This window comes from Bacteroides sp. OF03-11BH (assembly GCF_003604005.1).
Classification (GTDB): domain Bacteria; phylum Bacteroidota; class Bacteroidia; order Bacteroidales; family Bacteroidaceae; genus Bacteroides; species Bacteroides ovatus.
The window spans coordinates 29224-52310 of record NZ_QTMW01000001.1 but is presented as its reverse complement, the minus strand read 5'-3'; the positions used below and the strand labels follow the sequence as shown (position 1 = coordinate 52310).

At 43.6% G+C, this 23087-nt stretch carries 15 protein-coding genes; 10 read left to right on the top strand and 5 right to left on the bottom strand.

The genetic code is table 11. From position 1 onward, the window contains the following. Nucleotides 1-2 precede the first annotated feature (2 nt). On the bottom strand, nt 3-2312 hold the full coding sequence (locus DXA54_RS00210) for an ABC transporter permease (RefSeq protein ID WP_022199593.1): 2310 nt from the start codon (nt 2310-2312) through the stop codon (nt 3-5). A gap of 268 nt (nt 2313-2580) precedes the next feature. On the opposite strand from DXA54_RS00210, the gene DXA54_RS00205 reads away from it, so the two are divergent. The 6 genes from DXA54_RS00205 to hcp all read left to right on the top strand — a co-directional run bounded on the left by DXA54_RS00205 (nt 2581) and on the right by hcp (nt 9380). After that, on the top strand, nt 2581-3384 hold the full coding sequence (locus tag DXA54_RS00205) for a metallophosphoesterase family protein (RefSeq protein ID WP_032848902.1): 804 nt from the start codon (nt 2581-2583) through the stop codon (nt 3382-3384). Then, complete coding sequence (locus DXA54_RS00200; protein ID WP_120078806.1) at nt 3365-4168, top strand: hypothetical protein; 804 nt, start codon at nt 3365-3367, stop codon at nt 4166-4168. The genes DXA54_RS00205 and DXA54_RS00200 overlap by 20 nt, the downstream gene beginning before the upstream one ends. Before the next feature lie 97 nt (nt 4169-4265). Further along, nucleotides 4266-5606 (top strand): sigma-54-dependent transcriptional regulator, encoded by a 1341-nt coding sequence (locus DXA54_RS00195; protein ID WP_120078805.1) that lies wholly within the window; start codon nt 4266-4268, stop codon nt 5604-5606. Then, nucleotides 5603-6916 (top strand): sensor histidine kinase, encoded by a 1314-nt coding sequence (locus DXA54_RS00190; protein ID WP_004308812.1) that lies wholly within the window; start codon nt 5603-5605, stop codon nt 6914-6916. Before DXA54_RS00195 ends, DXA54_RS00190 begins: the two co-directional genes overlap by 4 nt. Nucleotides 6917-6926: 10 nt before the next feature. Further along, complete coding sequence (locus DXA54_RS00185) at nt 6927-7595, top strand: Crp/Fnr family transcriptional regulator (protein WP_004308811.1); 669 nt, start codon at nt 6927-6929, stop codon at nt 7593-7595. Between the two features lie 153 nt (nt 7596-7748). Continuing rightward, nucleotides 7749-9380: a hydroxylamine reductase gene (gene hcp, locus DXA54_RS00180; protein ID WP_004308810.1), complete on the top strand. Its 1632-nt coding sequence runs from the start codon at nt 7749-7751 to the stop codon at nt 9378-9380. 213 nt (nt 9381-9593) lie between these two features. On the opposite strand, the gene DXA54_RS00175 is transcribed toward hcp, so the two are convergent. Continuing rightward, the gene (locus DXA54_RS00175) at nt 9594-10778 is read right to left on the bottom strand and encodes a uracil-xanthine permease family protein (protein ID WP_008777334.1); all 1185 of its coding nucleotides are present in this window, start codon (nt 10776-10778) and stop codon (nt 9594-9596) included. Nucleotides 10779-10944: 166 nt separating this feature from the next. Between DXA54_RS00175 and DXA54_RS00170 the strand changes: the two genes are divergently transcribed. Together DXA54_RS00170 and DXA54_RS00165 are read left to right on the top strand one after the other, a co-directional pair. After that, nucleotides 10945-12411, top strand: coding sequence for a potassium/proton antiporter (locus DXA54_RS00170; protein ID WP_004295729.1), 1467 nt, complete (start codon nt 10945-10947; stop codon nt 12409-12411). Between the two features lie 281 nt (nt 12412-12692). Next, complete coding sequence (locus DXA54_RS00165) at nt 12693-14357, top strand: long-chain fatty acid--CoA ligase (protein ID WP_004295728.1); 1665 nt, start codon at nt 12693-12695, stop codon at nt 14355-14357. Nucleotides 14358-14597: 240 nt separating this feature from the next. Here the strand turns inward: DXA54_RS00165 and DXA54_RS00160 are convergent, their stop codons facing one another. Beyond that, entirely contained in the window at nt 14598-16607 is a 2010-nt protein-coding gene (locus DXA54_RS00160; protein WP_004308808.1) for a glycoside hydrolase family 97 protein, read from the bottom strand. Nucleotides 16608-16725: 118 nt separating this feature from the next. On the opposite strand from DXA54_RS00160, the gene DXA54_RS00155 reads away from it, so the two are divergent. Further along, nucleotides 16726-17400 (top strand): response regulator transcription factor, encoded by a 675-nt coding sequence (locus tag DXA54_RS00155; protein ID WP_004303523.1) that lies wholly within the window; start codon nt 16726-16728, stop codon nt 17398-17400. A gap of 23 nt (nt 17401-17423) precedes the next feature. After that, complete coding sequence (locus DXA54_RS00150) at nt 17424-18755, top strand: sensor histidine kinase (protein ID WP_008777336.1); 1332 nt, start codon at nt 17424-17426, stop codon at nt 18753-18755. Between the two features lie 89 nt (nt 18756-18844). Here DXA54_RS00150 and DXA54_RS00145 read toward each other — a convergent pair whose 3' ends face one another. Together DXA54_RS00145 and DXA54_RS00140 are read right to left on the bottom strand one after the other, a co-directional pair. Next, on the bottom strand, nt 18845-21970 hold the full coding sequence (locus DXA54_RS00145; RefSeq protein ID WP_004310040.1) for an efflux RND transporter permease subunit: 3126 nt from the start codon (nt 21968-21970) through the stop codon (nt 18845-18847). 14 nt (nt 21971-21984) lie between these two features. Next, the gene (locus DXA54_RS00140; RefSeq protein ID WP_004310041.1) at nt 21985-23079 is read right to left on the bottom strand and encodes an efflux RND transporter periplasmic adaptor subunit; all 1095 of its coding nucleotides are present in this window, start codon (nt 23077-23079) and stop codon (nt 21985-21987) included. Nucleotides 23080-23087: the final 8 nt, after the last annotated feature.

The window sequence follows — 23087 nt, the reverse complement described above, 5'->3', positions numbered from 1 at the left end:
AATTATTCACTTTTAAGGCTATTCACCGGATTTTCATTGGCAATCCGCCACGATTTCCAAAGTACGCAGGCTACGATAACGAGAAGATTTACAATCGCTATCAGTACATACGCCGCCCAACTGACAGGCACGTGCTCGGCAAACATATCCATCCACATATCATTGACGTACCATGATGCCGCTACACCGATCACAACGGCTGCAACGGCTACATAGAGCACATCTTTCACCAACATTTCCAGAATGCCGGAGGCTTCGGCACCATTGACTTTACGTATGGCAATCTCTTTGGAACGGTGGCGGACTTCATCGGTTGTGTAGCCTATCAATCCCATCATCATCACAAAGAACATGGTAACCGCCGCCAGTATGGTAGCATTGCTGAAGACGCGGATGGAGTTATAACTCTCTTTTATCATCTGCTCCATCGAACGGAAATCGACCGTTTTATCGGGGAAAGCGTCTGCCGATACTTTATTCAGTTTCTGAAGATTCTCTGCAAAAGGTTCTTTCAGCCGGACATGAACACAGTTTCCGAAATTCTTGGTACTCATCAGGATGAAGGGTGCTTGCGGGTTGGTGAAATTACCGATCCGGAAGTCTTTAATCACTCCCACTACTTTACATACGTAGCCTGAATTATAGACAGTACGGTTCAATAGCTCTGTTCCCCAATGCATCCATTCGCCGTATGTTTCATTGATGGCTACTTCGTTTTCATTCCGTGGCATACGCCCCTCCTTCATCACCATACCCATCATCTTTGGATAGTCTTCCATCATTTCGCAAAAACGGGAGGAGAAAAGTGATTGTCCACTTTCATCCTGAATCATCGTTCCACTATAACTATAGACGGGATGGGAATCGGCACTGGACACGGACTCTACATAAGGCAGGCCACGGAAGAAAGTCAGGGCATAGTCCTGGTTTTCTTTATTGCCGAAATCAGTATTGGCTACGACAACGCGCTTCGGATTGTATCCCAGGTCTTTGTTCAAGACATAGTAGTATTGCAGCATCACCACATACATCAATCCGCAGATGAAAGCTACGCCGGCAAACTGCACGAATAATAGCGGGCGTTTCCATCCTTTTTTTCCTTCTGTGTAGCGGCGGAAGACTTGTGAAACGGGGATTCTGGCAAAGATGCGTCCGGGCAGTGCTCCTCCTATGAGGAACAGGATAGCTACCGTCAGCAGGGGTACCCAAAGACGGTCTAAAGAGAACAGGGCTCCGAGTTCAACGGCGGTTGTGTCTTCTATAAAGTCGCGGAAGTTCAGTAAGATTAATCCCATCAATAGCAAGGCGAAGAGAATAATGATAGCTGTTTCCAATAGGAACATTCCCAGGATTTTGCCGCTGCCTGCACCGCTACACTTATGTACGCCGATGGCTTTGGCACGGTATGAGAGTGAAGAGATGGAGATCAGTACGTAGTTCAAGGTAGCGATAAAAAGGATGATTATTCCCAAGATAGACATGATGTTCCGCATCCGCTTCACGTCCGGTTCTTCCCTGTATACATCACGGATCGGCTTTACAAAAGCGGTATAACCTACCACTTTCTGGTCTTCCGCAGGACGATATTTCTTTATCAGGTCATTCAACCGTGCATTCACCACGGATTTGTCTGCTCCGGGACGAAAACGGATAAATGCGATCCAGCTATCGCCTCCCCTCCAGGAGTAATTTCCCCATCCACGGCTCCATACGGTAGGCAGAGAAATCACTGCATCCGGTCTGACGGTAGCATTTTCGGGTATGTCGGCGTACGTGCCTTTCACTGTCAGTTCTATTTCTTTATTATAGGAGATTACTTTGCCTATCGGGTTTTCTTGGTCGAACATCTTACGCGCCAACCGGTCACTAAGAAAGACAACATCTTTCTGCATCAGTTCTTTTTCCGGAACACCGCTCAAAACATCGATACCCATAGTTTGAAAGAATAGTGAATCGGCTGTCACTTTGTTAGCTTCAAAACGGACACTTCCATAATAAAGAGGGGCACTCATCCAGACACAATAGCTGGTGGCTGCTTCCACTTCTTTAGGAAAGTTCTCCTGTATGGCACCCGCCACCGGTCCGCAGTTCATTTCCTGCGGCTCAAAGGTTTGGCCATTGGCGGAAAAGACGGAGAAGATCTGATACAGGTTATCATAATCTTTGAAGCATTTGTCAAAGCTCTGTTCGAAAGCCACGCGGGCAAACAACAGGATGCTCATCGTCAGCCCCAACGCCAAAGAGAGGATTTTGATAACGTTGGAACCATGCCCCCGCAATAAAGTACGGATCACATAATAGATTTGTTTCATATTATATTTTATTTCTGTTTTTTCTATTTTCAAGAATGCAGAAAGCATGCCAAAAAAGAATAACAATTCATTATCAAGTGTTTATCATTTCAACCTTTCTGAATATTGTCTAAAAATTAGACAGTACCGTCTAATTTTTAGACAACCGGGAGACTATTCCATTTCTCCTTTAAATTGTTCCAACAGTCTCTATTATCCATGGGGAGATTGTCCATCCCGATAGAAAACTTTATCTTTGCATCTAGTTTTCTAAACTATTAAAGTAATGATGAAGAGGAAGAATTTATATGCACTGTTTTCGTGCCTGTTCCTTTCGGGATGCGGTATGATAGACTATCATCCGTATGACGTCCGCATCAGCGGAGAAACAGAGGTCAACGCCCACAATATGGAAAGAATAGAAGCAAATTGCCAGGGTAAAACTACGATACGGTTCGTGACAATGGGCGACTCACAACGATGGTATGACGAAACGGAAGATTTTGTAAAAGCAATCAATCAACGAAATGATATTGACTTCGTTATCCACGGAGGGGATATGAGTGACTTCGGACTGACTAAGGAATTTCTTTGGCAAAGGGATATCATGAACGGACTTCATGTGCCTTATGTGGCTCTGATCGGAAATCATGACTGTCTGGGAACGGGAGCGGAAACCTACAAGGCTGTATTCGGCCCCACAAACTTCTCTTTCATCGCAGGAGATGTGAAGTTTGTCTGCCTGAATACCAACGCTTTGGAGTATGATTACTCCGAACCTGTACCGGACTTTACCTTTATGGAAAATGAGATAACGAACAGGCGGGATGAGTTTGAAAAAACGGTCATTTGTATGCACGCGCGTCCCTATACGGATGTGTTCAATGATAATGTGGCAAAAGTATTCCAACACTATGTCAAACAGTATGCAGGAATACAGTTCTGCACGGCCGCCCATACCCATCACCATCAGGACGATGTGATTTTTGATGATGGAATACATTATGTTACCAGTGATTGTATGGATTACCGTACTTATCTGGTATTTACAATAACTCCGGAAAAATACGAATATGAGCTGGTTAAATACTAATTATATCTTACGCGCGGGAGTACTGTCCGTGCTTCTCCTGCTTCCCGGTCTGATGTCTGCTACCTGCAAGAGGGATACAATCATCAACAACTACAAGGATGATTCGCTCCGTTTTATCATCAAGGATGATTCAATTATCACCTTTCGTAACGGGGAGTCTTCATTCACCATTATCAAAGCGGACTCCGTGTTGCCTGCCACACCGAAGCACACCAAACATACCCGCTACGATAATCGGGTTCACCGTTTCCGCAGAAACTGGGAACGGATTATCCCGACTCATTCCAAAATACAATATGCCGGAAATATGGGATTGCTCTCTTTCGGTACAGGATGGGATTATGGAAAACGTAATCAGTGGGAAACGGATGTATTGCTCGGATTCATTCCGAAATATTCTTCGAAGAAAGCAAAAGTGACCATGGCGCTCAAGCAGAACTATATGCCCTGGAGCATTAATATTGGAAAAGGATTCTCGACAGAGCCTCTTGCCTGTGGTCTTTATGTGAATACCGTATTTGGAAATCAGTTCTGGGTGAACGAACCGGAACGTTATCCGAAAGGGTATTATGGTTTCTCAAGCAAAGTGCGTTTCCATGTCTTTATGGGACAACGCCTGACCTATGACATTGACCCGCAACGTAGATTTATGGCCAAGTCTGTAACCTTTTTCTATGAAATAAGTACGTGTGACCTTTATGTGATTAGTGCGGTAAACAATAGTTATCTCCGTCCACGTGACTACCTTAGTTTATCATTCGGATTGAAGTTCCAGTGGTTATGATTGGAGACACAAGGGGGATAAAATCAATTTTGAATTACGATTCTTGAATTATCACATCCTTTTTTCGTAAGTTTGCGCTTTACAAACTTGAACGAAAATGAGTAAATCTGGAACAATCATCATTGTAGACGACAATAAAGGGGTGCTGACTGCCATACAAATCCTTTTAAAAAGTTATTTTTCAAAGGTCGTTGCACTCTCCTCGCCTGTCACCCTGACGAGCGTCCTGCGGGAGGAAATGCCGGAAGTGGTATTGCTGGACATGAATTTCACATCGGGCATCAATACCGGCAATGAGGGATTATTCTGGTTACATGAAATAAAAAAAGTACGTCCGGATCTTCCGGTCGTACTTTTTACGGCTTATGCCGATATTGAACTGGCTATCCGGGGTATTAAAGAAGGAGCAACGGACTTTATCGTCAAACCCTGGGACAACCAGAAACTGGTGGAAACGCTGCAAACTGCAGCAACCTCTACGCACAACGATAGGAAAACGGCAAGTAAAGAAAAGCCTGTTCACTCGCCTATGTACTGGGGAGAAAGCAAGGTTATGCAACAACTACGGGCTTTGATTAAAAAGGTTGCCGTCACCGATGCCAACCTCTTGATAACGGGTGAAAACGGAACGGGAAAAGAGATGCTGGCACGGGAAATCCATGCGCTTTCCAACCGCAAATATAAAGAAATGATTGCTGTGGATATGGGAACCATCACCGAATCTTTATTCGAGAGTGAGCTTTTCGGACATATAAAAGGGTCGTTCACTGATGCACACGCCGACCGGACAGGTAAGTTCGAGGCTGCCGAAAAGAGTATGCTGTTTCTCGACGAAATAGGAAACTTGCCCTACCATCTGCAAGCAAAGCTACTAACCGCCATCCAACGGCGAAGCATTGTGAAAGTGGGAAGTAACACGCCAATTCCTATTGATATCCGACTGATATGTGCCACGAACCGGAACCTGCAGGAGATGGTAGCGAAAGGCGAATTCCGGGAAGACTTGCTCTACCGCATCAATACCATTCATGTGGAAATTCCTCCCCTGCGCGAACGGAAAGAGGATATTATCCCATTGGCCGAACGATTTATGGTTCACTTCTGCAAGCAATATGACAAGTCGTTGATGAAGTTCACTCCCGAAGCAAAGGATAAATTGACTGCGCATCCCTGGTATGGTAATATCCGCGAATTGGAGCACGTCATCGAAAAGGCGGTTATCATCAATGACAGTCCGCTGATTCCTGCTGAATTATTCCAATTATCCGTACCACGGATAGCCATTCAGGAACAGAGTATCTCCACCCTGGAAGAAATGGAAGTGCAGATGATACGGAAAGCGCTCGATGCCTGTGCGGGAAATCTATCGGCAGTGGCCGCTCAACTGGGAATAACCCGGCAGACGCTCTATAACAAGATGAAAAAATTCGGATTATGAGCTCACTGATCCAACAACTGGGGATTCGGTACTGGTTCAGAGTTTTGCTGACTGTACTTTTCTGTATATCGACCGTCTGGTTCGGTATTCATCAATCATACGGTTGGCTGGGCGTCAGTCTTTGTCTGCTGGTACTTAGCATCATCTGGCAAATCCGCCTGTACCAGCTTCACACCAAGCAGGTGCTTTTCATGATTAACGCGCTTGAAAATAATGATAACACTTTTCATTTTCCCGAAGAAAACGGTACTCCCGAAAGCCAAAAGATCAACCGGGCACTCAACCGGGTGGGACATATCTTATATAATGTAAAAGCGGAAACCGCACAACAAGAGAAATATTACGAGCTGATTCTGGATTTTGTCAGTACAGGATTGCTGGTACTCAATGACAATGGGGCTGTTTATCAGAAGAACAAGGAGGCACTCCGTCTTTTGGGGCTGAATATATTCACGCATATCCATCAGTTGAGTAAAGTAGACACTACGCTCATGGAGAAAATAGAGAACTGCCGTCCCGGAGACAAACTGCAAGTGATATTTCACAACGAACGGGGAACCGTTAATCTATCCATACGTGTATCGGAAATCAATGTGCGCAAAGAGCATCTGCGTATTCTGGCTCTGAACGACATCAATACCGAACTCGATGAAAAGGAAATAGATTCATGGATTCGCCTGACACGGGTTCTGACGCATGAAATCATGAATTCGGTCACTCCTATCACTTCTCTTTGTGACACTCTTCTTTCCATGTCCGAGGATAAAGACGAAGAGATCAGTCACGGGTTGCAGACCATCAGCACCACAGGAAAAGGGTTGCTCTCTTTTGTAGAATCTTACCGGCAGTTTACACGCATACCTGCACCGGAACCGTCATTGTTCTACGTGAAAGCGTTCATAGAAAGGATGATTGAACTTGCCCGCCATCAGAATCCGTGTGACACCATTTGTTTCCACACGGAGATTTCTCCTGCGGACTTAATTCTGTATGCGGATGAAAACCTCATCGCCCAGGTGGTTATCAATCTTCTGAAGAATGCCATCCAGGCAATCGGCAGCCAGCCGGATGGTAGAATCGAGCTTCGGGCTTATTGCAATGATATGGAAGAAATATGGATCGAGATCAAAAACAACGGTCCTGAAATCCCGTCGGAAATAGCAGAGCATATCTTTATTCCTTTCTTCACCACCAAAGAAAATGGTAGCGGAATCGGACTTAGTATTTCACGACAGATCATGCGTCTTTCGGGCGGGAGTCTCACTCTGCTGCGGGAGAAAGAAACAACGTTTATTTTAAAATTCAAATAACTATTGATATATGATACCTGTACTCGTCAACAATCCCTTATTTCGAGGGATCACTCCGGAAAGACTTTTTGCCGATCTGGAAGAGATCAGTTTCCATACACGTTCTTATAAGAAAGGAGAAATCCTGGCTCAACAGGGAGCTGTGTGTAATCGCCTCGTCATCCTGACCAAAGGAAGCGTGCGTGGAGAGATGATTGATTATTCGGGGCGTCTTATCAAAGTGGAGGACATCGCTGCTCCAAGAGCGATTGCCCCTCTGTTTCTGTTCGGTGAGGAGAACCGCTATCCGGTGGAAGTGACTGCCAACGAACCGACAGAGGTTATCGAACTTCCTAAATCAAGTGTATTGAGTTTATTCCGTAAGAACGAGCAGTTTTTGGAAAACTATATGAATCTTTCTGCCAATTATGCACGGACTTTATCGGATAAGCTTTTCTTTATGTCGTTTAAAACGATTCGTCAGAAACTTGCTTCGTACTTGCTCCGATTATACAAACAGCAACAACAGACGCATATCACCCTCGACCGTTCACAACAGGAATTGAGTGATTATTTCGGAGTATCCCGTCCTTCCCTCGCCCGTGAACTGGCGCACATGCAGGAAGATGGATTATTGATAGCCGATCGCAAGCATATCACTATTTTACAGAAAGAACAACTGGTACGGCTTATTCAATAATAGGAGCAGTTTAAAGATTTATGAATCGAATAATGAGTGTTTTAGATAAAAAATATTCATTGTTGTAACATTGGTTACAGAATCACCTGAAACTTTTCCTCTACTTTTGCGTTCAATAAATAAAATATTGGACTAATTAAAAACGTAAAAGTTATGAGTATGTTCTGTTATCAATGTCAAGAAACCGCAATGGGTACCGGCTGTACCTTGAAAGGTGTGTGCGGTAAAACGTCTGAAGTGGCTAACCTGCAAGATTTACTACTCTTCGTAGTACGTGGAATTGCTGTCTACAACGAACATCTGCGTAAAGATGGACATCCTTCCGAACAAGCAGACAAATTTATCTATGATGCTTTGTTCATTACCATCACCAACGCCAATTTTGATAAAGTGGCTATCACTGAAAAAATCAAAGAAGGACTGAAACTGAAAAATGAACTTGCCAACAAGGTAAAGATCGAAAATGCTCCCGACGAATGTCTTTGGAATGGAAGCGAAGATGAGTTTGAAGAGAAATCAAAAACTGTCGGTGTGCTTCGCACTCCCAACGAGGATATCCGCTCACTGAAAGAACTTGTACACTATGGCCTGAAAGGAATGGCTGCCTACGTAGAGCATGCGCATAACCTGGGCTACGAGTCACCGGAAATATTTGCTTTCATGCAACATGCCTTGTCTGAACTGACCCGCAATGATATTACAGTGGAAGAACTGGTTCAGCTGACTTTGGAAACAGGAAAGTATGGAGTATCGGCAATGGCACAGCTGGATAAAGCGAATACCAGCAGCTACGGAAATCCGGAAATCTCACAAGTGAGTCTCGGTGTACGCAATAATCCGGGTATATTAATCAGCGGACATGACTTGAAAGACCTGGAAGAGTTATTGGAACAAACAGAGGGTACAGGAGTAGATGTATATACTCACAGCGAAATGTTGCCTGCACATTATTATCCTCAACTAAAGAAGTACAAGCATCTGGCAGGAAACTACGGAAACGCCTGGTGGAAGCAGAAAGAGGAATTTGAAAGTTTCAACGGTCCTATCTTGTTCACAAGTAACTGTATCGTTCCGCCACGTGCAAATGCCAGCTACAAGGATCGTATTTACATCACAGGAGCCTGCGGCTTGGACGGGGCACATTACATCCCCGAACGTAAAGACGGAAAACCGAAAGATTTTTCTGCACTGATTGCTCATGCTAAACAATGTCAGCCACCGGTAGCCATTGAAAACGGAACGATTATCGGAGGATTCGCTCATGCACAGGTGACAGCCCTGGCAGATAAAGTGGTGGACGCCGTGAAAAGCGGAGCTATCCGTAAATTCTTTGTAATGGCAGGATGCGACGGACGTATGAAGAGCCGTGAATACTATACGGAATTTGCTCAAAAATTACCTGGTGACACCGTGATTCTTACTGCCGGTTGTGCCAAGTACAGATATAATAAACTGGCTTTAGGTGATATCAACGGCATTCCGAGAGTGTTGGATGCAGGACAATGTAACGACAGTTACTCATTGGCCGTCATCGCTTTAAAACTGAAAGAAATCTTCGGATTGGATGATGTGAATCAGTTGCCTATCGTATACAACATCGCTTGGTACGAACAAAAGGCGGTCATTGTTTTATTGGCATTACTGGCTTTGGGAGTGAAACACATTCATTTGGGTCCTACACTTCCCGCTTTCCTTTCACCGAATGTCAGGAACGTATTGATCGAACAATTCGGGATCGGAGGTATCAGTACAGTGGATGAAGATATTGTGAAGTTTCTATCATAAATGATAAGGAAACAGAAGGGTATTTTACAAGCAGATTCTCTTCTACAAAATAGTGACGGTATTTGATAAGGATAGTGACGGTATACAACAACCATACCGTCACTATTTCCATCATATACCGTCACTATCTTTTTTTCTATATTAGGAGGACTCCTGCTTAATCAGGAGTCCTGCATTTACTCCCGCATAGTGGATGTTTTTTTGAATAGAATTTCAATCCTCTCTGGGTAATATTAAATTGAGAACTACTCCCACCAAAGCTGCCAGTCCAATGCCGGACAATGAAAAATCGCCCCAATTAAAAGCAGCGCCACCAATGCCGACAGTCAGTGTCAAAGATACAATGATTATATTTCTGGTACGGCTCAAATCAATGCAATTATTCACAAGATTACCAATACCCGCACAAGCAATCGTTCCGAAAAGCAATAACATGATGCCGCCCAGTACCGCACTTGGAATGGATCTTAATAATGCACTGATTTTACCGATAACGGAGAATAAGATAGCGGAAATGGCAGCTATTCGGATCACTTGCGGATTAGTAATCTTTGTCAGTGACATGGCTCCTGTCACTTCCGAATAGGTAGTCACAGGAGGCCCACCCAGCAATCCGGCACAGAAACAGGCCAGACCATCACCCAATAAGGTGCGGTGCAACCCCGGATCTTTCACGAAATCTTTTCCGGTGACCGTATTAACGACATAAATATCACCAATATGTTCTATCACCGGAGCAATGGCTACCGGAATCATAAACAACACAGGTTCCCATGAGAATTTAGGAAAGACAAACTGCGGCAATCCAATCCAGGCAGCATCCCTGACACCGGACAAATCCAAATCGTAGAAAAGCCATGCAGCCAGATACCCTACTACAATTCCACAGAAGATAGGAATCAGTTTCAAAAGCCCTTTGGCTTTCATTGAAACAACGACTGCGGTAACCAACGAAAGCAGTGCCAGTACCCAGTTCTCTTTTGCCATATTCACTCCTGTTCCCGCCAGTGACAAACCGATCAGAATGATGACAGGTCCTATGACAACAGGAGGAAACAGCCGCTCGATCACCCTCACTCCCTGCCATTTGACAAGCGCACTCATCACAAAGTAAACTAATGCTACTCCAACCATGCCGGATAAGGTGCCGGGCAACCCATAAAGTTCTGTCGCTTTAATGATAGGCGCAATAAATGCGAAACTACTCCCCAGAAAGACAGGAACCTTTCCACGCGTAACCGCATGAAAGATAAGCGTACCAATACCTGCTGTAAACAGAGCTGTAGAAGGGTCAAGCCCTACCAATAACGGTACGAGTACCGTAGCACCGAAAGCTACAAACAAGAATTGTACCCCCACCACCCCTTTCCTCAAAGGTGTAAGATTATTTGAATCCATAAGTATAATGTAGATTATTCTTTGCAAAATTAGTCTTTTTAGACAATTTAACTCCCTTTTTTCACAAAAATACATCCAAAAAGAGTTTTTATTTGTTGTTAATAATGTGTAACTTCGCACGGTGAGAATTAATACGACAATTTTATAACTTTATAATATATTGCCTATGATATTTACAGCAGAAAACACCCTACTTATCGGTTCTATCTTACTTTTCGTCAGCATCGTTGTTGGAAAAACCGGATACCGCTTTGGAGTACCTACCTTATTATTGTTCCTCGTAGTAGGAATGTTGTTTGGAAGTGACGGCCTCGGCCTGCAGTTCCACGACGCGAAAGACGCCCAATTTATCGGTATGGTGGCCCTTAGTATTATCCTTTTCTCGGGAGGTATGGATACGAAATTCAGAGAAATCAAACCTATTCTAGGTCCCGGTATCGTGCTTTCCACTGTCGGAGTACTACTTACAGCTCTTTTCACCGGACTCTTTATCTGGTGGATATCAGGTATGAGCTGGTCAAATATTTATTTACCTATCACTACTTCCCTGCTTTTGGCCTCCACCATGTCATCTACGGATTCGGCTTCGGTGTTCGCCATTCTCCGTTCACAGAAGATGAACTTGAAACACAACCTTCGTCCCATGCTGGAACTGGAGAGCGGAAGTAATGACCCGATGGCCTATATGCTTACCATTGTCCTGATACAGTTTATTCAATCGTCAGGTATGGGAGTCGGAGCTATCGTAGGCTCTTTCGTCATCCAGTTTATCGTCGGCGCGGCTGCCGGATATGTACTTGGAAAGCTAGCTATCCGGATGTTAAATAAGCTCAATATTGATAATCAAGCCTTGTATCCCATCTTATTACTGGCATTTGTGTTTTTCACTTTCTCCATCACCGACTTACTGAAAGGTAACGGATACCTTGCCGTATATATCGCCGGTATCATGGTGGGAAACAATAAAATCATGCACCGTAAGGATATCTACACCTTTATGGACGGACTGACCTGGTTGTCGCAAATCATCATGTTCCTTTGCCTGGGATTGCTTGTCAACCCGCACGAAATGCTCGAAGTAGCTGCCGTGGCATTGTTGATTGGTGTTTTCATGATTATTATCGGGCGCCCGTTAAGCGTGTTCCTTTGTCTGCTTCCATTCCGGAAAATCACGATGAAATCACGTATTTTCGTATCTTGGGTAGGATTACGCGGTGCAGTTCCTATCATCTTTGCTACCTATCCGGTAGTGGCGGGCGTAGAAGGTTCGAACCTCATTTTCAACATTGTATTCTTTATTACCATTGTCTCATTGGTCGTACAGGGAACAACCATTTCTTTCGTCGCCCGGATTTTGAATCTTTCCAAACCGCTGGAAAAAACCGGTAACGACTTCGGAGTGGAACTTCCGGAAGAAATAGACTCTGATCTTAGTGACATGACTATCACCAAAAGTATGCTGGAAGAAGCAGACACATTGAAAGATATGAATCTTCCGAAAGGCACGCTGGTAATGATCGTGAAGCGCGGAGATGAGTTCCTGATTCCCAACGGAACACTGAAACTGCACGAAGGAGATAAACTATTACTTATTTCCGAAAAATCCAAAGAAGAAGATACTGATTCAGAATAACATCTGAAAAGAGTTATTCAGTACACTATAACTGATTCGTCTCCACGCATGGAACCTCTTGCCTTGGCAAGACATTCGTTTCATCTTCATGCGTGGAGACGAAATGTTTTATATAGGCCAATGAACTAGTTCTAAGGAAGAAACACGAATGACCTTTATCCGGCTGATAAAATTGTTCGCTCCCCCTCCGTTAATTAACCGTAAAACTTGAATTTAAAATTCGGTTTACATCTACGAAGTATTAATTTTGCGCAGTTTTAAACTAAATGTGCAAAAATCGAATGGAACAAGAACATCAGTTCATTGATTATATTGAGCAAAGCATCATCAAAAACTGGGACAAAGATGCCTTAACTGACTATAAAGGAATTACCCTCCAATATAAGGATGTAGCGCGTAAAATCGCTAAATTTCACATCGTCTTGGAGAGTGCCGGCATCCAGCCGGGAGATAAAATAGCCGTTTGCGGACGTAACAGTGCTCACTGGGCAGTTACTTTCCTGGCGACTATCACTTACGGAGCTGTTATTGTTCCCATTTTGCATGAATTCAAGGCAGATAATATTCATAATATCGTCAACCATTCCGAAGCCAAATTACTTTTCGTCGGCGACCAGGCATGGGAGAACCTGAATGAAGATGCCATGCCTTTGTTAGAGGGCATCGCTTCGCTGGCTGATTTCTCGGCATTAGTGTCCCGGAACGAAAAACTCACTTACGCTTTTGAACACCGGAACGCTATTTACGGTCAACAGTATCCCAAGAACTTTCGACCGGAACATATTTGTTACCGGAAAGATCGTCCGGAAGAACTGGCTATCATCAACTATACTTCCGGTACCACGGGTTACTCTAAAGGAGTGATGCTCCCCTATCGCAGTCTTTGGTCAAACGTGGCTTATTGCTTCGAAATGCTTCCCGTTAAACCGGGAGATCATATCGTTTCCATGTTGCCTATGGGACACGTGTTCGGTATGGTATATGATTTCCTTTACGGATTCTCTGCAGGTGCACACATCTATTTCCTGACGCGTATGCCGTCTCCAAAAATCATTTCCCAATCTTTCTCCGAAATCAAACCCAAAGTGATTTCTTGTGTACCGTTGATTGTGGAAAAGATTATCAAGAAAGATATTCTTCCTAAAGTAGACAGCAAAATCGGCAAGTTATTGCTGAAAGTGCCTATTGTGAACGATAAAATCAAATCGCTGGCACGACAGGCTGCCATGGAAATCTTCGGTGGAAACTTTGACGAGATTATTATCGGAGGTGCTCCTTTCAATGCGGAAGTAGAGGCTTTCCTTAAAAAGATAGGGTTCCCCTACACCATCGCTTACGGTATGACGGAATGTGGTCCGATTATTTGTTCCAGCCGTTGGGAAACACTGAAACTTGCTTCCTGCGGAAAGGCAACCAGCCGAATGGAAGTCCGTATTGACTCACCGGACCCGAAAACACATGCCGGAGAAATCGTATGCAGAGGAATGAATATGATGCTGGGATATTATAAAAATCCGGAAGCTACGGCGCAAATTATTGATGCTAACGGTTGGCTGCATACCGGTGACCTCGGTACGTTGGATGAAGAGGGTTATGTGACAGTCCGCGGACGTAGTAAGAACCTGCTTCTCACCTCTAGCGGACAGAATATCTATCCCGAAGAAATTGAAAGCAAGCTGAACAACATGCCGTATGTTTCGGAGTCACTGATCGTCTTACAGCACGAAAAACTGGTAGCCCTGATCTACCCGGATTTCGACGATGCTTTCGCTCATGGATTGCAGCAGACGGATATTCAGAAAGTAATGGAGCAAAACCGTATCGAATTGAATCAACAGCTTCCTAACTATTCTCAAATAAGCAAGATTAAAATCCATTTTGAAGAATTTGAAAAGACTGCGAAAAAGTCAATCAAGCGCTTTATGTATCAGGAAGCAAAGGGATAATTATCCCGGATAACACAATGAGTATCCTTGCAATAATTCTCATAGTATTAGGCACGGATTATATAAACTGATAATGAGAACATGCTTAATAATAAAAACGGTGAACAGCCTCAACACTGTCCACCGTTTTTTCTAACCTCTAACTAACTTTATTTATACTACCTATTTTTCTATCTTCCTACCTAAAAACGAATCCTATTTCCATTATTAACAGTCTAACTTTATAATCAATCGATCTTTTTAAAGTGCCATAAATGAAATAGCCTGTCCGCCTCCGGCAGCCATTCGTATGTTCAACGTATTTTCAGAAGTAACCGTTTGTTCCGTTATCCGGTAATCCGTAGGATTTGATTTCCAATCCGCATTCTCTCCATCCGCATAGATGACAGCTTTATACTGTTTGCCCGGTTCCAGGAAATCCAGTTTTATTTCCAGTGTACGGGGTTTCTCGTTCGTTGCCGCTCCCAAGAAATAGTTGCCTTTTGCTTTACGCACGATGGCTACAAATTCCCCCGGTTCTCCTGCCAATGCTTTCGATTCGTCACAATCCGGATCGAAATCGCGGAAGAACTGGAAAGCCGGATGGCCTTCATAATTTTCAATCATATCAGATGCCATCTGCAAGGGAGAATACAAAATCACCCAGTTAGCAAGCTGTTTCGCCAATGTTGTATTCACACGGCTGTTTCCTTTATCCTGATCGTTCCATTTCTGGCGACGGGGAGAATCTTTGGTGTTCAGAAACAAAATATCAAACGTACCCGGTGTATAATCCAGCGGACCGGACAGCATACGGGTGAACGGCAACATGACATGATGAGACGGAGGATTTCCTTCGCTCCATGCATTCCATTCCATCCCTCTCACTCCTTCACGTGTCATCATATTAGGCCATGTACGACGGATACCGGTATCTTTAATAGGTTCGTGCGCATCCAGCGTCATTTTGTGACGGGCAGCTGTTTCCACCACTTTCTGATAGTGGTTGACCCCATATTGGCTGTGATGAAGATAACCATTCGGGAAAGCTCCCGCATATCCTGTCTTAAGGACATGGATACCGTGGTCTGTGTACCATTGCATAGCATGATCCATCTGGCGCTCATAGTTGGGAATATTCCCTCCGGTCTCGTGATGGCCGATAACTTCAACTCCTTTTTCCTTTGCATAACGAACCACTTCATCAATGTCAAAGTCAGCATACGGTTTCGTAAAGTCAAAGTTTTGCATACCACCCCAGCTTTCCCAGCCTTCATTCCAACCTTCAAACAAAACGCCTTCAATCTGATTGGTAGCGGCAAAATCAATGTATTTCTTGGCATTGACAGTAGTGGCTCCATGACGTTCATCCATCTTCCAGGTTTCTACGCCGAGATGCATCCCCCACCATACACCTACATATTTCATCGGACGAATCCAATCGGTCGTTTCTATTTTACTTGGTTCATTCAGATTTAAAATCATAGCCGAATTAATCAGACTAACGGCATCCGGAACAATCTGAATAGTACGCCAGGAAGTAGTGAAATGATTACCTTTACGCACTTTCACACCATCAGGCCATGGAGCAAGTTCAGCTTTCAACGTATAGTTTCCTGCCTGCTTCAAAGTCATTTCCGAGAAATCGTACAATGCCGCTTCATGAATACTTCCGTAGACGCCATCGGCAGTTTTAAAGGTGAAAGGAGTATTGGCTGTCTCCACCTCGGAAATGGGACGTTGCGCATAAAGCAATTCATAAGTTTCGGCACTGGCAGGAATAGACCATGATGTACCGTCTTGGCGAAAACGGAAAGTTGTCAGTTCATCCGTAATCAATAGGGAATCCGCTGCGGGCACATTATATTCATAACGGAACCCTACCCCATCATCAAACACACGGAAACGGAGAGTTAACTCCACCTGATCTTTATTGACCAAATTTACCGCCATCTCATTATAATGATTCCTATTGGTTTTATTTTCACCCCATGGTTGCGTCCATGTTTCATCTTTACTGTCGAAAGTCGTGTTTTTTATCTGAAATCCTCCGCCCAGGTTGATACCGTTTTTCTCCGTAAATCCCAATGTCGAATTTTCAATCAACAATGAGTCATCTACTAAAATGTTATACAACGGTTTACCGTTGTCATCTACTGTTAAAGCCATTTTGATATGACCGTCCGGCGATTTCACTTCCGTTTTCGGACTGCTACACCCGTAACATCCCAGCACACACAGAAAAGCTCCAATGACATAATTTATTTTCATAGCATATCTATTGTTTGTATATAGTACAACTCAAAAAGGAGAAACACTTAAATGTAGGGCGGATTTCTTTCTCCGGATGCCAGGAAAAAAGTATCTTTGCACATAAACAATCTGAATTATGGCAAAGATACTATTGGTTGAAGATGAAATTAATATCGCCTCTTTCATCGAACGGGGATTAAAAGAATTCGGGCATTCGGTAACCGTCTGCCATGACGGGGATACGGGTTGGAAAATCCTTCAGGACGAACCTTTCGACCTTTTAATACTGGACATTATCATGCCTAAAATAAATGGTTTGGAGCTTTGCCGCCTTTATCGCCAAATGTTCGGGTATCAAATCCCGGTAATCATGCTGACAGCTTTAGGAACAACCGAAGACATCGTCAAAGGACTGGATGCGGGAGCAGATGATTATCTCGTCAAACCTTTTAGTTTCCAGGAACTGGAAGCACGCATCAAAGCCCTGTTGAGACGCAACAAAGAAGTCCCTTCCAATCTATTGACTTGCGATAACCTGGTATTGGACTGCAATACCCGAAAAGCCAAAAGGGGTGACATAGACATCGACCTTACTGTTAAAGAATACCGCCTGCTCGAATATTTCATGACTCATCAAGGGGTTGCCCTCTCACGTATCACTCTGCTCAAAGATGTATGGGACAAGAATTTTGATACCAATACCAATATCGTAGATGTTTACGTAAACTATCTCCGGGTAAAGATTGATCGTGACTTTGATAAAAAGCTGATCCATACAGTCGTAGGATTAGGATATATCATGAATACTTAAACTCACCAACACTAATCCCGGCTATGAAAATAGGTTCCAAAATAGCTCTTTTCTATACGTTAATCAGTGTGTTGACTACTGTCATTATCATTGCTGTATTTTATATTTTCAGTACGCAGTACATCAATAAGCTCTATGCTTCTTACCTGCGTGAAAAAGCCTACCTGACCGCACAGAAGCATTGGGAAAAAGATGAAGTAGACGAACAGAGCTACCAGATTATCCAGCGCAAATATGACGAACTCCTGCCTGAAGCCCATGAGATTCTTTTAAATATGGACAGTCTTTCCGAAGTACGTGATACACTGAATAAATACCTCACGCAACACCAGCAGGCTCTTCTGCTGGCAGGACAGGACAGCATCCCTTTCTCCTTCAAATATAAGGATCAACTGGGAGCCGCCCTTTATTATCCGGATAATGAAGGCAACTTTATCGTACTCGTCATGTCCCGGAATGCCTACGGAACAGAAATCAAGGAACACTTATTGTTGCTTTCCATATTTCTCATCTTAGCCAGTTCCGTCCTGATCTTTTTTATCGGAAAAATATATTCCGGCCGTATTCTGGTTCCCCTGCAACACATACTAAAGGAATTGAAAAGAATACGTGCCAACAGTCTGAACCGCCGATTAAAGACTACTGGCAATAATGACGAACTGGAGGACATGATAAAGACATTAAATAGTATGCTCGACCGTTTGGACAGTGCATTCAAGGCAGAAAAGTCCTTTGTCAGTCATGCTTCACATGAGTTGAACAATCCGATTACTGCCATTCAGGGAGAATGTGAAATCAGTCTGCTGAAAGAAAGAAGCACGGGAGAATACATTGAATCCCTTCAACGAATTTCTTCAGAAAGCAAACGGTTATCCAGTCTGATCCGGCATCTTCTTTTTCTTTCACGACAAGAAGAAGAACTCCTGAAAAACAATATTGAAGAGATTATTCTGGCCGATATATTAAAAGAGTTGACAGCTTCCGATGAGAGAATCCATCTTCATTTGGAAGAGACAGACCCGCAGATGACTGTAAAAGCCAATCCATATCTGTTGAAGATAGCATTAAAAAATATAATAGATAACGCCTGCAAATATTCTGATAAAGAAGTAAATGTGACTCTCTACCGGGAGCAACAACAAGTCATTCTTGATATAGAAGACCGGGGAATCGGTATTCCGCAAGAAGAAATAGAACATATATTCCAATCTTTCTATCGGGGCAGTAATACCCGGGACTATGCCGGACAAGGCATCGGACTTAGCCTGACCCTGAAAATCATTTCTGCTTATCATGCAAAGCTGGATATATCTTCAGAAATAGAAAAAGGAACAAAAGTACGGGTGATTTTTTAATCACCCTTCTTTTATCCCTTTCTCTCTCTCTACCTACTGAAAACTACAAATTTAATCTATGAACGTTTTTTCCACAGAATAGAAATGAACTAAATACGTCTTTGCAATAACTTTCCATTTTTATCATATAACATTCGTTCATATACCACTTCCACAATAAGAGGAAAGACAAACAAAGCAAAGAAAGTCGCTCCTATCAATCCACCGATAATGACAATCGCCAACGGACGCTGTGATTCCGAACCAATTCCATGACTCATGGCAGCGGGCATCAAACCGATAGCTGCCATTGCCGCTGTCATAATCACAGGGCGGATACGCGAGCGCACTCCTTCCTTAGTGGCTTTCTCCAAAGGCGAGCCGAGTTTTAGATTCGCCTTTATATCGGAAATCATAATCACCCCGTTCTGAATACAAATACCAAACAAGGCAATAAAACCGATACCGGCAGAAATGGAGAAGTTGAACTGCGTTATCAGAAGAGCCACAATACCACCCACGGCAGCGAACGGTACATTCAGCAATACCAGTCCCGCATCCCGCGCATTAGAGAATAGAATAAACAAGATGATAAAAATGATAGCAATACTGATAGGGACAACCTGTGCCAGACGTTTTGTGGCACGTTGCTGGTTCTCAAAATCGCCCGTCCATTTCAGCGAATAGCCTGCCGGCAGATGTACGGAAGCATTCACCTTTTTCTGCGCCTCGGCAACTGCCGTACCCATATCACGACCTCTCACCGAGAATTTCACTGCACAGAAACGAGCGTGATTATCACGGAATATCAATAACGGTCCCGTAATCGTCGTTATATCTGCCAATTCTTTGATAGGTACCATCGTTCCATCCATCGCCGGAACCAATATCTTACCTATCTCCTCTTCATTCTGACGGAATTGTTCGCTGTATCTTACCATGATATTAAACTTCCGCTCATCCTCATACAACAGTGAAGCCGATTTTCCGCCAATAGCCATTTCGATAATTGATTGCACATCTTCCTTAGCAACTCCATAACGCGCCAACTGGCGTTCATTCAACTCTATACGAAGCTCCGGCTGACCGATGTTCCGAATCACACCCAAGTCTTCAATTCCCTGAACCGTACTAAGGATCTTATCTATCTGAACCGCATATTTCTCCGACTCATACAAGTCTTTACCAAACACTTTCACCGCAATAGATCCTTTCACACCGGAAGCTGCTTCCTCCACATTATCAGTAATCGGTTGTGAGAAATTGAAGTCAATGCCGGGATAAATGGATAAATCCTCCTGCATCTTATCAATCAGTTCCAGTTTTGTCAACTTACTCTCCCATTCCTTTTCGGGATAAATATCAACGTGGAACTCGATATTATAGAATCCGGTAGCATCTGTACCGTCATTCGGTCGTCCGGTTTGCGACAGCACTTGCCGCACTTCCGGAAACGTTAATAGTTTCTTTCTCATTTTATTGGCAAGAGTCACCGATTCATCAAGCGAAATGCTTTGTGGCAAGGTAGCACGAATATAGATAGATCCCTCATTCAACTGCGGAAGGAACTCCGTACCCAGGAAAGAAAAAAGCCATAATCCGACACCCGCTATTACGGTTGCCATTCCGATGGTCAGTTTTCTGTGCGCATAGAATAAATCAAAAAGAGCCGAACACTTCGCATTGATAAAATGGACAAAACGGTTATTTTTCTCACGAACATTCTTTTTCAGTAACATGGAAGACATCACCGGAACCAATGTCAATGTAAAGATCAAAGCTCCCAACAATGCAAAGCCCAGCGTGTATGCCAAAGGAGAGAACATCTTTCCTTCTACCTTCTGGAAAGAGAAGATAGGAATCAATGCAGTGATGATAATCAATTTGGAGAAGAAAACCGCTTTCGCCTTGTCTTTTGCCGTGTTACGGATCAAGCCCATTTTAGACATCACATTAAAAGCAGGCATCCCCACTTCCCTCGCTTTCTTGTCCAAAGCCACAAACACTCCTTCCACCATCACCACGGCCCCATCAATAATAATACCGAAGTCTATGGCTCCCATAGAAAGCAGATTGGCGGACATTCCCATCACCCGTAAACAGATAAATGCGAACAAAAGGGCTAATGGGATAACGACAGCAACAATCACGGTAGTCCGCCAATCTGCCATAAAGATCAATACAATAAACGTAACCAATAATATTCCTTCAATCAGATTATGCGTCACAGTCTTTACCGCCAGATTCACCAAGTCCTCCCGGTCATAGAATGCCACTATCTTCACATCTTTCGGAAGTACATTCTGATTCAAGTCCTCTATTTTATCTTTCAGGTTGGCAATCACCTCACCCGGATTCTCTCCTTTCCGCATGACTACAATCCCCTGTACAACATCATTTTCATCCATTCGGCCCACTTGTCCCAAACGAGGCAAACAGGATTCGTGTACATCGGCAAGATTCTTCACCAGAATCGGAGTGCCATTGATGTTTTTCACTACGATATTTCTCAATTCATCCAGATCGTTAATCAAACCGATTCCACGAACCACATAAGCTTGCGAACTTTTAGTGATAACATCTCCTCCTACATTGATATTACTTTTAGCTATCGCATCATACAGTTCCAAAGAGGTAATGCCATAATTAATCAACTGGTGAGGATTCACACTTACCTCAAACGTCTTCACCTCCCCGCCGAAGCTCACAATATCCGCTACGCCGGATACCGAACGGAGATTACGTTCGATCACCCAATCCTGAATCGTTTTCAGTTCCCGCACACTGCGCTTGTCACTACGAAGCGTATAACGGAATATTTCTCCCGTCGGTCCATACAGAGGTTGTACTTCCGGAGTTACCCCGTCCGGAAGGTCGGCATCATTCAATAAATTATATACCTGTTGACGTGCTGTGAAATCATCGACACGATCTTCAAACATTACATTGATGACAGAAAGCCCGAAAAGAGTGGTGGAACGAATATCCGTTTTCTTCTGAACGGGATTCATCGCAATCTCAACAGGAATGGTGATAAACTTCTCTACCTCTTCGGCACTACGTCCCGGCCATTGCGTGATAATCGTCACTTTCGTATTCGTCACATCCGGGAAAGCATCTATCGGAGTATGTTTAAAGGAAACAGCTCCGGCTATAACGGCAATCGCTGTACAGAAGAAAATAAAGAATTTATTCTTCAGCGAGAAAGCCACTATATTATCTATGAATTTGTGCATACTATTTTCTGTTTTTAATCTGCATTCAACGCATTATATACCAACAATACATTATTATTCAGCACTCTGTCTCCCTCGGAAAGTCCGGAACGGATATAGCACTCCTTGCTCAACTGCTTGTACACATCCACCTCTTTCACCTGCAAACGCTGATCCGGCTCCACCACGACCACATAATTCTTTCCTCCTTCAAATACCAGTGCATGAGCATCGATACGAGGCATAGAAGTTCCATCCGCTTTACATTTCACACTTACATTCGTAAACATCCCCGGTTTCAACAAATATTCTTCATTCTTCAATTTGATGCGGACATTCATCGTTTTACTTTCACTATTCAACAAATGATACACCTTATCAATCGTACCGACAAACATCTTATCCGGATAAGCCAACGTAGAAATGCGTACGGAGGCATCTTCGGAAACCTTACTGATATCGCTTTCATACACATCCGCCATCACCCATACGTCTGACAACCCCGAAATCGTGAACAGCTCTTCACTCTGATCCGGACGCAACTGCATATCCCTGCTGATTTGTTTCTCCACAATAAACCCCGAAACAGGAGATTTCAGCTGATAATAAGCATTTCCGGAGAAATTATAAATAGAGAAAACATCCTTTATTCTTCTTTCTTCGGCTTCGGCACTTGTCAACTCCTGCTTCGCCTGAAGTACATCTTTATCCGAAGCCATGCCGGAAGCATACATATCCTGCGTAGCATCCATATTTCTGCGTGCCAGCAATAATTGTTGTTCCGCCTCTTTCAATTGCTTTTCATAATCTGCCACTTCTCCACTGCGGATGACTGCCAATACATCTCCCTTACGAACAAAGTCTCCTATTTCAGCCTTCAATTCTGTTACCGTACCTCCAAACATCGGATATACATGTGCCACCTGATTCTCATTAAAAGTGACCCGCCCGTTCAATGTCAGTTCGTCAATCACCTCTTGAACGTGAACCGTATCGACAGATACAATTCTCAACAAGCTATCTGTCAGGCATAAGGCAGCCGGTTCAACATTCGTTTGTTCTCCTTTACCGGAGCATGCTCCCAATACGGTAGTAAGCAATATGCAAGGAAGGAATTTATTCCAGTTCATAGTCTTTG

What these genes read in the sequence shown, in the direction of transcription:
- DXA54_RS00210 (WP_022199593.1), bottom strand. Translation starts at nt 2,312, where the DNA reads ATGAAACAAATCTATTATGTGATCCGTACTTTATTGCGGGGGCATGGT.
- DXA54_RS00205 (WP_032848902.1), top strand. Translation starts at nt 2,581, where the DNA reads ATGAAGAGGAAGAATTTATATGCACTGTTTTCGTGCCTGTTCCTTTCG.
- DXA54_RS00200 (WP_120078806.1), top strand. Translation starts at nt 3,365, where the DNA reads ATGAGCTGGTTAAATACTAATTATATCTTACGCGCGGGAGTACTGTCC.
- DXA54_RS00195 (WP_120078805.1), top strand. Translation starts at nt 4,266, where the DNA reads ATGAGTAAATCTGGAACAATCATCATTGTAGACGACAATAAAGGGGTG.
- DXA54_RS00190 (WP_004308812.1), top strand. Translation starts at nt 5,603, where the DNA reads ATGAGCTCACTGATCCAACAACTGGGGATTCGGTACTGGTTCAGAGTT.
- DXA54_RS00185 (WP_004308811.1), top strand. Translation starts at nt 6,927, where the DNA reads ATGATACCTGTACTCGTCAACAATCCCTTATTTCGAGGGATCACTCCG.
- hcp (WP_004308810.1), top strand. Translation starts at nt 7,749, where the DNA reads ATGAGTATGTTCTGTTATCAATGTCAAGAAACCGCAATGGGTACCGGC.
- DXA54_RS00175 (WP_008777334.1), bottom strand. Translation starts at nt 10,778, where the DNA reads ATGGATTCAAATAATCTTACACCTTTGAGGAAAGGGGTGGTGGGGGTA.
- DXA54_RS00170 (WP_004295729.1), top strand. Translation starts at nt 10,945, where the DNA reads ATGATATTTACAGCAGAAAACACCCTACTTATCGGTTCTATCTTACTT.
- DXA54_RS00165 (WP_004295728.1), top strand. Translation starts at nt 12,693, where the DNA reads ATGGAACAAGAACATCAGTTCATTGATTATATTGAGCAAAGCATCATC.
- DXA54_RS00160 (WP_004308808.1), bottom strand. Translation starts at nt 16,607, where the DNA reads ATGAAAATAAATTATGTCATTGGAGCTTTTCTGTGTGTGCTGGGATGT.
- DXA54_RS00155 (WP_004303523.1), top strand. Translation starts at nt 16,726, where the DNA reads ATGGCAAAGATACTATTGGTTGAAGATGAAATTAATATCGCCTCTTTC.
- DXA54_RS00150 (WP_008777336.1), top strand. Translation starts at nt 17,424, where the DNA reads ATGAAAATAGGTTCCAAAATAGCTCTTTTCTATACGTTAATCAGTGTG.
- DXA54_RS00145 (WP_004310040.1), bottom strand. Translation starts at nt 21,970, where the DNA reads ATGCACAAATTCATAGATAATATAGTGGCTTTCTCGCTGAAGAATAAA.
- DXA54_RS00140 (WP_004310041.1), bottom strand. Translation starts at nt 23,079, where the DNA reads ATGAACTGGAATAAATTCCTTCCTTGCATATTGCTTACTACCGTATTG.